The following is a 10,841-nucleotide window of genomic DNA, read 5'->3' as shown; positions in this document are numbered from 1 at the left end:
TCCGACGGGGGTTTCGGAACCTGCGCCCACAACTCGCTTGTCCAGCCCGTGTCCCGAAACCCTCAAGGCCAGGCCCCGGACGGCCCGCCGGAACTCCCAACCACCGGCCTGCCACACGACACGATGTTCACACCGTCACCGGCACAAACACACACAAGACCAAGCACTGCAACAAACCCAAGTCGAGCAACCCACGGCCCCGCCGAACAGGTTAAAACTCAAGCTAGCGGACGCGCTCCAGCACCAGGTCGATCGCCTCCTGCAAGGACTTCGGCCGGCGCACGGCAGACGGCAGCGGCACACCCTGCCACCCGGACCCCGCGACCGCGATCACGGCGTCCGATCGCGCGCTCAGGTCCTCCAGCGGCACGCGGAGCGCGAGGTCGGTCCGGTGCGCCCAGACCAGCACCACGGTGGGGCGCAGGCGGTCGACGGCGTCGAGCAACGCCTCGGCGGGCACCCGCGCACCCAGGTTGCCCCACATGCAGCCCTCTTCGGACAGCGCCGCGCCCAACGCCTCCAGCGGCAACCAGTGCTGCTCGTCCGGCGCGCAGGACAGCAGTGCGGAGAGCACTCCCGGACTGCTCGCGCGGGGGATCCCGCGCAGCGCGTGCAGCACGCTCCCGCTGGCGAGGTGCTCGATCTCCACGCCCTGCCCGCTGGACACGACCAGTTCGCCCAGGTCCACCAGCGCGGGCACGAACACGTCCTCCCACGCGGACACGACGCCGTGGTCGGTGAGGAGCTTCGTCGCGAGGCCGGACATCATCGGCTCGTCGAGGCGCTTCGCCGCGGCCAGGAAACCCTGCTGTGCCAAGACGGCCTCGGCGGGATCGATCGGGGTGCGCGGGCCGCTCCGCGCGGCGACCGGCTTCTGCCGTGCCAGGACGGCCGCGGCGGCCGCCGCCACGCCCTGGGTGGTCAGCACGACCATCCGACGCAGCACCTCGACGTCCGCGTCCTCGTAACGGCGGTGGCCGCCGTCGGTGCGGATCGAAGGGCCCAGGCCGTAGCGCTGGTCCCAGGTTCGCAGGGTGGTGGGGGCGATGCCGAGCATGCCGGCCACCGCTCGGGGCGTGTACGTCACGTCCTACGAGCACGTTTCGCGAGAATCGCCCTCAACTCACTTTCTCCGAGTCCGCCCCAGATGCCGAAGGTCTCGTGCACCTCCAGCGCGTGTGAGCGACATTTTTCCATGACCGGGCAGCGCTGGCAGATGGCCTTCGCCGCCGCCTCGCGCGCGTCGCGCGCGGAGCCCCGTTCGTTGGGCGTGTGGAAGAAGTAGGCGCTGTCCATGCCTCGGCAGAGACCGCGGAGCTGCCAGTCCCACGACTCCGCGACCGGCTGAGGCAGACGGGACAATTCGGGCATGGCGCACGTCCTCGGATGAGTCGACCTCGATGGTGGGGACCATCGTAAAATCGACTCAGAAACGACGCAAGTCGACTCGCTCAGTCCGGGAAGCGTCCCACCTGGCGCAGTGCGTACCGGCGTTCGGCGTAATCGAGGTCGTCGCGCCACAACCGCGCCGCGGCCCAGCGCATGACCGGCCGCAACGCGCCCGCCGCAGGCCTGGCCAGCGCGAACCCTGGCCGTTCCGAGTGCGCGATGGTCGCCTCCACCACCGCCGTGCGACCGTCGCGGATCGGCGTCGCGTGCGTCTCGACGACGCTGCCCGCGCCCTCACCCTCGACGATGTGCATCACGACCGTGCGCGGCTCCGGGCAGGTGAACGCGGCGATGACCGGCACGCCGACGCGGCCGGCGAGCCGGAACGTCACCTCCACCAGGAACCGGTCGTCCGCCTCCGTGGGCGTCTCCAGCACGTGCAGGTTCGCGAACGAGTAGGGGTGGAACCACGCGCCGTGCCACGGGTCGAGCCGGTTCGCGACCACGTCCTCCGGGTCGCAGCGGCCGATCAGCGTGGCCACCGCGTCGATCGACCCCGCCGGCGGCCGCTCGGGCAGCACCGGCGCGTCGAGCGGCTCCTCACCGCCCACCTTGTCGAGGCGGACCCAGACGAGCACGCCGTCGTCGTGGGCGGGGTACGGCGTCCACGCGCCGAACCGCGTGCCGTCGAGCGCGAGCCCGTGCCAGCGGCAGATCAGCTTGCCCTCGGCCACCGCACCGTCGCACAGCGGCGCTCCGAGGTGCGGGCACGAGCCGGACCCGGCCATCAGCACGCCGTGGGGACCGCGCCAGAGCACGACCTCCTGGCCCGCGATGGTCCGGCCGCACGGCTTGCCCTTCACGACGTCACGGCTGGCGCCCGCGACGAACCAGTTGCCGGACGGCCGGGCGGTGGCGCGCTTGAGGGCCGCCTCGATCAGCGCGGGCTTGGCGTCCTGCCACGTCGGCCGCTGCTCGCGCCACGGCGGGCTGGAGTAGATCCGCAACGGGATCCGGTCGCGCATCGTCTTCTTCTCCTCAGGCCGCACGGGCGAACACCGCCCTCGCCAGCGCGGGCAGGGCGACGGCGAGGCGCCTGCCGTTCGACACGACCACGCGCCGCGACAGCACGTCGCAGTCCGCGCCCTCGACGAGGTCGAGGATCCGCCCGTACAGGCGGTAGGCGGTGAGCACGCACGGACGCGACCGCGGCGCGAGCATGCCGATGCCCGGCCAGGCCCGGTCGTAGTGCTCCCGCGCCCGGCGCACCTGGTCGCGCAGGGCGGCCCGGACCTGCTGGTCGGCGTGGCCGGCGGCGCGGGCGTGCAGCAGGCGCTCGCGGTCCACGCCGAACTCCGCGAGCTCGTCCGCGGGCAGGTACACCCGGCCCCGGTCGAGGTCCTCGCCGACGTCGCGGATGAAGTTCGTGAGCTGGAAGGCGACGCCGAGGGCCGCGGCGGCCGGCTCGGCCTCCTCCCTCGGGACGCTCGTGCCGAGCACCGGGAGCACCTGCAGACCGATCACCGCGGCGGAACCGTGCACGTACCGGTCTAGATCGGCATAGGTGGGGTAGTCGGTGACCGTGAGATCCATCCGCATCGACGCCATGAAGTCCTGGAAGTGCTGAACCGGGATGTCGTAGCGGTGCACGGTGTCGATCAGCGCCGCCAGCACCGGGTCGTCCGTCGCGCCTGCGGCCAGGGCGGCCTGCAGGCGTGCGTCGATCGCACCGAGCTCGGCGACCTTCTCGTCGATTCCACTGTGGACGTCGTCGACGACGTCGTCCACCCACCGGGCGAACCCGTACAGGGCGTGCACGGCGGGCCGTTGCTCCGCACCGAGCAACCTCGTTGCGAGGTAATAGGTCCGGCCGTGCAGAGCGTTGAGCTCGCGGCAGCGCCGGTACGCGTCGCGCAACGCCGGCGAGGTGATCCCCGCGGCGTCCAGTTCGCGTTCAGCCGACATCAGCGGTCCTTTCCGCGGAGTGAGTGCCTCCACGCTAAGTCCGCGAGTTGCCCTCCGCACAACGACGGCTCTCATCATGCAGACCCGTCACCGCGCTGCTTAGCTCGAACCACCGAACGCCCGCCGACTTCCAAGGGAACGCCGATGTCGCTGCTGACCAGCGTGGACGCTCGCACGTCGCAGGTGGACGACTTCCGCGTCCTGCTCGACGAGGCGCTGCACGACTTCGTGCGCGCCCGGCAAGACCTCGCCCCCGAACTCACCGCCGAGCTGCGCGGGCTGATCCTGGCCGGTGGCAAGAGGATCAGGCCCACGTTCGCGTGGTGGGGCTGGCGCGCCGCGGGAGGCGCGCCGCCGGTGGACGCCGTGGTGCGTGCTCTGGTGGCCCTCGAACTGCTCCAGTGCTGTGCGCTCGTGCACGACGACGTGATGGACCGCTCGGTCACCAGGAGGGGCAAGCCCTCGGTGCACGAGTCCTTCGCCGCGCGGCACCGGCGCGAGCGCTGGGCAGGCAGCGCCCGCCAGTACGGCGACTCGGCGGCCGTGCTGGTCGGTGACCTGGCGCTGGCCTGGGCAGACGACGCCCTGGTGACCGCCGGGCTGCCCGCCGACGCGCTGATGCGCGCCTGGGGCCCGTGGCAGGCGATGCGCACCGAGATGATCATGGGGCAGCACCTCGACCTCCTCGGCGTCGCGCGGCGCGAGGAGTCGCTGGAGGCCGCCGTCCGCGTGGCCGCGCTGAAGACCGCCGCCTACACCGTCGAACGGCCGTTGCACCTCGGGGCGGCGCTCGCGGGTGCGGATGACGACGTCGTGGACGCCCTGCGCGCGTACGGGCACGACATCGGCGTGGCGTTCCAGCTGCGGGACGACCTGATGGGCGTGTTCGGCGACTCCGCGCTCACCGGCAAGCCGGTGGGGGAGGACCTGAGGGAGGGCAAGCGGACGCCGTTGATGTCGATCGCCCTCTCTCGCGCCCAGGGCGATCCGGCCGCGCAGAGGTTGCTGCGGCGGTGCCTGGGCAGCGGGAGCGTGAGCGAGCGGACCGTGGCCGACGTGTGCGAGTTGCTCGTCGAGCTGGGAGCGGTCGCGGCGGTGGAGAAGCACATCGAGATGCTGGCGGCGTCGGGGGTGGCGGCGCTGGAGCGCACGGACATCGACGACGATGCTCGGCGTGAGCTGGTGCGTCTCGCCGGCCGCGCTGTGAAGCGAACGACCTGAACGGGGGAACGCAGTGGTGCACGTGGTGAAGGGCCGTACGGACCGCGTGGTGGTGGTCGGTGCCGGTCTGTCGGGGTTGTCGGCGGCGCTGCACCTGCGCGGCGCGGGCCACGAGGTGACCGTCGTCGAGAGGCATCCGCATCCCGGAGGGCTCGCGGGCCGGCTCGACGTGGACGGCCACCGGATCGACACCGGGCCGACGGTGCTCACCATGCCGGAGTTGCTGGACGACGCCTTCGCGGCGGTGGGCCACAGGCGCGAGGACCACCTCGAGCTGCTGCCGTTGCACCCCGCCTACCGCGCGGCGTTCGCCGACGGCACGGCGCTCGACGTGCACACCGACGCGGACCGCATGGAGCAGGCGGTCCGCGAGTTCGCGGGCGACCGCGAGGCGCAGGGGTACCGCGACCTGCGGGAGTGGCTGTCGAAGCTCTACGAGGTGGAGCGGGAGAAGTTCATCGGCGCGAGCTTCGACTCGCCGCTGGACCTCGTCGGACCCGATCTGGTGAAACTCACCCGGCTCGGCGGGTTCGGCTCGCTGGCCAAGGCGGTGGGGCGGTTCCTGAAGGACGACCGGCTCCAGCGCGTGTTCACGTTCCAGGCGCTCTACGCCGGTGTCGCGCCCAAGGACGCGCTCGCCGCTTACGCGGTCATCGCCTACATGGACACCATCGCGGGCGTGTGGTTCCCGCGCGGCGGTATGCGCGCGGTGCCGCAGGCCTTGGCCGACGCCGCCTCCTCGGCCGGGGTGGAGTTCCACTACGGCGTGGAGGTGGAATCGCTGGAACGGGTCGGCAACCGGGTCAACGCCGTGCGCACGGCCGACGCGCGCATCCCTTGTGACGCGGTGGTCCTCGCCACCGGTCCGGCCCAGAGCACCCGGCTGCTGCACGGCAGGCCGCGCCGGGTCGTGCCGCTGCGGTGGTCACCGTCCGCGGTGGTCGTGCACCTGAGCGCCAGCCGGGTGGTGGACGACCTCGCCCACCACACGATCTCCTTCGGCGACAGGTGGGACGGCACGTTCGACGAGATCGTCCGCAAGGGCGAGCTGATGAGCGACCCGTCGTTGCTCCTCACCACGCCCACGCTGACCGACCCCGCACTGGCACCCGAGGGCAGGCACCTGCAGTACCTGCTCGCGCCCTGCCCGAACCTCGACGTCGCCCCGCTGCGCTGGGACGCGCTGGCGCAGCGGTACGCCGAGGAGATCATCGGCGAGATGTCGGCGCGCAAGCTCCTCGTCGACGCCGAGCCCCTGGCCGTGGTGACACCGGACGACTGGGCGCGCGACGGCCAGGCCGCCGGGACGCCGTTCTCCGCCGCCCACACGTTCGCCCAGACCGGACCGTTCCGGCCGGGCAACCTGCCGTTCCGCGACGGGAACGTGGTGCTGGCGGGCAGCGGGACCACGCCGGGCGTCGGCATTCCGCCGGTGCTGATCTCCGGCCGGCTGGCGGCCGAACGGCTGCGGCGGTGAGCACGGTCGCGCAGCGGCTGGAGCGGGCGATCCTCGACCTGGTGGAAGCGCGTGGCCCTGGCAGGTCGATCTGTCCGTCCGAGGCCGCGCGTGCCGTCGGGGACGAGGGGTGGCGCGACCTCATGGAACCGGCGCGGGAGGTCGCGCGGGAGTTGGCGGCGCAGGGGCGGGTCGTGGTCACCAGCGGGGAGACGGTGCTGTCACCCGCTGACGAGTGGAAGGGGCCTGTGCGGATTCGCCCTGTCCCCTAGGGTGGGGCGATGAGGCGGGCGCTGGCGACATCCCTGGCTGCTGTGGTCCTGATCATCTCCGCCGGTGCGGCACACGCCGAACCAGCGCCACCCCTCGACTGGGCCCCGTGCCCGGACGACCCCGAAGGCCAGTGCGCCACGCTGAGCGTGCCGCTCGACTGGAAGAAGCCGGACGGCCCGCGGATCGACCTCGCCATCGCGCGTCACCAGGCCACCGACCCGGCGCGCCGGATCGGGGTGCTGCTGGTCGACCCCGGCGGGCCCGGTGGTTCCGCGGCGGAGTTCGCGCTGTCCGGCCTGTTCAGCCCCGAGGTCCGCGCCCGGTTCGACATCGTGGGCGTCGACCAGCGGGGCACGGGCGGCAGCCTGGCGATCCGGTGTGCGGACCTGGTGGCCGGTGGGCCGTCGATCCACCCGCGGGACGAGGCCGGGTTCGCGGAGTTGGTGCGGCACAACCAGAACGTGCTCGCGCAGTGCCGTGAGCGCAGCGGGCCGGTCTTCGACCACGCCGACGGCGCCACCGTGGCGCGGGACCTCGACGCGGCCCGGCGGGCGCTCGGGGAACGGAAGATCAGCTACTTCGGCCTGTCGTACGGCACGACGTTCGGCCAGACGTACGCCGAGCTGTTCGGACGCAACGTCCGGGCGATGGTGCTCGACAGCGTCGTCGACCACAGCGCGGACCTGCGGCGGTTCGTCGGGGACCGGGCGGCGGCCTCGGACGACTCGTTCCGGGAGTTCGAGAAGTGGTGCGGGCGGAGCGCGGACTGCGCGCTGCACGGCCAGGACGTCCGCGCGGCCTGGGAGGCGGCGCTGGTGAGGGCCGATGCCGAACCGGGCGGACGGCAGGGCCTGCTGGACAGCATGTACTTCGCGTTGCGCGGGCCGGACTGGTTCTTCGCGGCGGACCTGATCACCGGCGGCCCGTCGGTGCGCACGCAGGCCTTCGAGCCCAACTACGAGTCGGTCCGTCTCGCTTCCGTCTGCCAGGACTTCTCGTTGCGCATCAGGAACTTCCGCGAGTACGAACGGATGCGGGCCGAGGAGCTGCGCCGCGCGCCGATCATGCGCGGCAGCTTCCTCGGCCACGACGAGGCGACCGCGTGCGTCGGTGTCGCGGGGAAGCCCGCGAACCCGCCGCACCGCCTCGACATCGGTGCCGCGCCCGAGATCATGGTCATCAACTCGAGGTACGACCCGACGACCCCACACGAGTGGGCCGTCAACATCAAGAAGCAGGCACCGCGCAACACGGCATTGCTCACCTACGAGGGCTGGGGCCACATCGCCTACCCGCGCAGTGCCTGCACCCGGACGAACGTCGACGACTACCTGCTCGAGCTGAAGACCCCGGCCGTCAGCTGCCCCGCCGTGCCTCGGTGATGAAGTCGCGGTACCAGCGGTAGCTGGCGCGCGGAGTGCGTTGCAGCGTCTGGTAGTCGACGTGCACGAGCCCGAACCGGTGCTTGTAGCCGTGCGCCCACTCGAAGTTGTCGAGCAGCGACCAGCAGAAGTAACCGCGGAGGTCGACGTCCGCGGCCTGGGCCGCCGCGATGTGCTCGCGGAGGTAGGCGATGCGGTCGGTGTCCTCGAACCCGTCCACGTCGGGGAAGACGCAGCCGTTCTCGGTGACGTAGATCGGCGGCAGATCGGGGTGCCGGGCCTTGAGGTCCGCGAGCGCGGTCGTCATGCCGACCGGTTCCACCGGCCAGCCCATGCCCGTGCGCGGCACGTCGGGGAGCTGGGTCGTGTCGACGCCGATGTCGTGGGCCGTGCGCTTGGCCGGGTCCGGCTCGCGGTGCGGGGCATCGGCGACGTGCAACCGGTAGTAGTAGTTGAGGCCGACGTAGTCGAGCGGCTCGCCGATGATCGCGAGGTCACCGTCCTGCTGGAACGAGAAGTCGGTGATGTCGCCGAACATCGACGTCAGCTCGGCCGGGTAGGCCCCGCCGAACAGCGGGTCGGAGAACTGCCGGCGCAGCAGGACGTCCTGGCGGGTAGCGGCGGCGACATCGGCCGGGGAGTCCGTGACCGGCACGGTCGGGGACTGGTTCAGCACGATCCCGAACTCCTGCTGCTCCAGCCCGTTCGCCCGCATCGACTGCACGGCGAGGCCGTGGCCCAGCAGCAGGTGGTGCACCGCCGCGAGCGCGCCGTGGCCTTCACGTGCGCCGGGGGCGTGCCGGCCTTCGCCGTAGCCCACGATCGACGAGCAGTACGGCTCGTTGAGCGTGGTCCACTTCCGCACGACGTCCCCGAGCGACTCGTGCACGAGGGCGGCGTAGTCGGCGAACCGGTGGGACGTGTCGCGGTTGCGCCACCCGCCCTCGTCTTCGAGTGTCTGCGGCAGGTCCCAGTGGTACAGCGTCAGGAACGGCTCGATGCCCTTGCTCAGCAGGGCTTCGACGAGCCGCCGGTAGAAGTCGAGGCCGCGCTGCTCGACCTTGCCGTGACCCTCGGGCAGGATCCGCGACCACGACACCGAGAACCGGTACGAGTCGACGCCCAGGTCCGCGAGCAGGGCGACGTCCTCTGCCCAGCGGTGGTAGTGGTCCGCGGCCACGTCCCCGGTGTCGCCGGCCGCGACGGCACCGGGAACCCGCGAGAAGGTGTCCCAGATGGACGGACCTCGGCCGTCGAGCGCGGCCGCTCCCTCGATCTGGTAGGCCGAGGTCGCCACACCCCAGCGAAAGCCGTCCGGAAAGCTCACAACAGTCTCCAACCCTCAGCCCTTGACGGCGCCCGACATGATGCCGCCGACGATCTGGCGGCCGAACAACAGGAACACGGCCAGCACGGGCACCGTGCCGATCGTCGCGGCGGTCAGCACCAGCGTGTAGTCGGTGGTGTAACCGCTGGCCAAAGTGGACAGAGCGGTCTGGACGGTGGGGTTCTCCGGCGTGAGCACCACCAGCGGCCAGAAGAAGTCGTTCCACGCCTGCATGAACGTGAACAGCCCTAGCACGGCCGCCGCGGGGCGTGCCGCGGGCAGCGCGACGTGCCAGAACAGCCGCAACGAGTGGCAACCGTCCATCCGGCCCGCCTCCAGCAGCTCGTCCGGGATCGCCCGCTCGAAGTACTGGCGCATGAAGAACACGCCGAACGCGGTGACGAGTCCCGGCACGATCACCGCGTGGATCTCGCCGGCCCAGCCGAACTCGGCCATCATCATGTAGAGCGGGATGATGCCGAGCTCGGTCGGGATCGCCTGCGTACCGATGATCAGCAGCAGCAACACGTTGCGGCCGCGGAACTTCAGCTTGGCGAACGCGAAGCCCGCGAGCGTCGAGAACAGCACCACCGAGACGGTCACGGTGCCCGACACGACGATCGAGTTCAGCAACGCGAGCGCGAAGTCGGTGGTGTCGAAGACGCGGGCGATGTTCGCGAAGAGGTTGCCGCCCGGCACCAGGACCGGCGGCACGCTGTCGATCGCGTCCGGTGTCTGCGACGACACCACGAACGACCAGTAGACGGGGAAGGCGGACCCGGCCAGCACGGCGATCAGGGCGGCGTAGGTCCACGGCCCGGCCACGCGCCTGGCCAGCCTGCGCGCCTTCGTGGCGGGGCCGGTGGGCCCGGCCTGCGCGGGGCGTTCCAGCACAGCGGTCATGGGGTCACTCCGTCCGGATCCGTTTGGTCACCAGGTAACCGATCCCGGCGACGATGACGGTGGCGATGGCCAGCACGACCGCGATCGACGAGCTGTAGCCGAAGTCGTACTTCGTGAAGCCCTGCTCGTAGAGGTACAGCGCGGCGGTCTGGAACTGCCGGTCGGACCCGCCCGTGGCGGCCGCGGCGCCGGGGTTGAACAGCAGCGGTTCGGCGAGCAGGCGCATGTTGCCGGTGGTCGCGATGATCGTCGTGAAGATGATCTGCGGCCGCAGCAGCGGAACCGTGATGCGCCAGAACTGCTGCCGGCCGCTCGCCCCGTCCAGGGTGGCCGCCTCGTACAGCGACGACGAGATCGCCTGCATGGACGCCAGGAAGATCAGCGCGTGGTAGCCGGTCCAGCGCCACACCACCATCACGGCGATCGCGATGTGCGAGGACGCCGTGCCCGCCTGCCAGTCGATCTGGCCGGCGCCGAAGAGGCCCAGCAGCCAGTTGAACAGGCCGAAGTCGCGCCCGAACAGCTGCGCGAAGATGATCGTCACCGCCGCCACCGAGGTGATGTTCGGCAGGATCACGCCCATGCGGAACAGCGTGCGGGTGCGGACCTTGCGGTTGAGCAGCTGCGCGATGAACAGCGCGAACAGGATCTGCGGGACCGTCGTCAGGAGCCACAGGCTGAGCGTGTTGCCCATGGCGTTCCAGAAGTACGGGTCCGCCATGAGCTTCGCGTAGTTGTCGAACCAGATGATCCGCGCCGCGGCCTCGTCGAGGAGGTTGCGCTCCTGCAACGAGACCCAGATGGTGTAGAGCAGGGGGAACAGCCCGAAGACACCGAAGATCAGGAAGTACGGCGCCACGTACCCGTACGGCGCGAACTTCATGTCCCAGCGGTGCCTCCGGGTCGCCTTGTCCATCAAGACCAT

At 71.2% G+C, this 10,841-nt stretch carries 11 protein-coding genes; 4 read left to right on the top strand and 7 right to left on the bottom strand.

All coding sequences use genetic code 11. The annotated features are described in order from the left end of the window. Window positions 1-223: 223 nt before the first annotated feature. From BMY74_RS20465 to BMY74_RS20450, 4 genes are all read right to left on the bottom strand, one after another. Complete coding sequence (locus BMY74_RS20465) at window positions 224-1,087, bottom strand: MerR family transcriptional regulator (protein WP_143091641.1); 864 nt, start codon at window positions 1,085-1,087, stop codon at window positions 224-226. Continuing rightward, window positions 1,084-1,371, bottom strand: coding sequence for a WhiB family transcriptional regulator (locus BMY74_RS20460; protein WP_089918235.1), 288 nt, complete (start codon window positions 1,369-1,371; stop codon window positions 1,084-1,086). Before BMY74_RS20460 ends, BMY74_RS20465 begins: the two co-directional genes overlap by 4 nt. Before the next feature lie 80 nt (window positions 1,372-1,451). Next, window positions 1,452-2,414 carry a Rieske (2Fe-2S) protein gene (locus BMY74_RS20455; protein ID WP_089918344.1) on the bottom strand — a complete coding sequence of 321 codons (963 nt, stop codon included), beginning with the start codon at window positions 2,412-2,414 and terminating at the stop codon, window positions 1,452-1,454. A gap of 13 nt (window positions 2,415-2,427) precedes the next feature. Continuing rightward, entirely contained in the window at window positions 2,428-3,354 is a 927-nt protein-coding gene (locus BMY74_RS20450; RefSeq protein ID WP_089918233.1) for a phytoene/squalene synthase family protein, read from the bottom strand. 144 nt (window positions 3,355-3,498) lie between these two features. Here BMY74_RS20450 and BMY74_RS20445 point away from each other — a divergent pair, with 144 nt between their 5' ends. From BMY74_RS20445 to BMY74_RS20430, 4 genes are read left to right on the top strand one after another with little or no spacing between them, the layout of a single operon-like run. Beyond that, entirely contained in the window at window positions 3,499-4,575 is a 1,077-nt protein-coding gene (locus BMY74_RS20445) for a polyprenyl synthetase family protein (protein WP_089918231.1), read from the top strand. A gap of 16 nt (window positions 4,576-4,591) precedes the next feature. Then, a complete protein-coding gene (crtI, locus tag BMY74_RS20440) occupies window positions 4,592-6,052 on the top strand; it encodes a phytoene desaturase family protein (RefSeq protein ID WP_089918342.1) in 1,461 nt (486 codons plus the stop codon). Further along, a complete protein-coding gene (locus BMY74_RS20435) occupies window positions 6,049-6,303 on the top strand; it encodes a DUF3253 domain-containing protein (protein ID WP_089918228.1) in 255 nt (84 codons plus the stop codon). The genes crtI and BMY74_RS20435 overlap by 4 nt, the downstream gene beginning before the upstream one ends. Before the next feature lie 9 nt (window positions 6,304-6,312). Continuing rightward, window positions 6,313-7,686 carry an alpha/beta fold hydrolase gene (locus BMY74_RS20430; protein ID WP_089918226.1) on the top strand — a complete coding sequence of 458 codons (1,374 nt, stop codon included), beginning with the start codon at window positions 6,313-6,315 and terminating at the stop codon, window positions 7,684-7,686. Here BMY74_RS20430 and BMY74_RS20425 read toward each other — a convergent pair. From BMY74_RS20425 to BMY74_RS20415, 3 genes are read right to left on the bottom strand one after another with little or no spacing between them, the layout of a single operon-like run. Next, a complete protein-coding gene (locus BMY74_RS20425; RefSeq protein ID WP_089918223.1) occupies window positions 7,661-9,013 on the bottom strand; it encodes a GH1 family beta-glucosidase in 1,353 nt (450 codons plus the stop codon). The two genes, BMY74_RS20430 and BMY74_RS20425, sit on opposite strands and share 26 nt — an antisense overlap. A gap of 15 nt (window positions 9,014-9,028) precedes the next feature. Then, window positions 9,029-9,916, bottom strand: coding sequence for a carbohydrate ABC transporter permease (locus BMY74_RS20420; RefSeq protein WP_089918220.1), 888 nt, complete (start codon window positions 9,914-9,916; stop codon window positions 9,029-9,031). Between the two features lie 4 nt (window positions 9,917-9,920). Further along, window positions 9,921-10,832, bottom strand: a complete 912-nt coding sequence (locus BMY74_RS20415) for a carbohydrate ABC transporter permease (RefSeq protein WP_245786258.1) — start codon at window positions 10,830-10,832, stop codon at window positions 9,921-9,923. Window positions 10,833-10,841 lie beyond the last annotated feature (9 nt).

This window comes from Lentzea albida, from assembly GCF_900111005.1.
GTDB classification, from domain to species: Bacteria; Actinomycetota; Actinomycetes; order Mycobacteriales; family Pseudonocardiaceae; genus Lentzea; species Lentzea albida.
The sequence above is the reverse complement of the archived record's forward strand: the minus strand, read 5'-3'. Positions and strand labels throughout refer to the sequence as shown.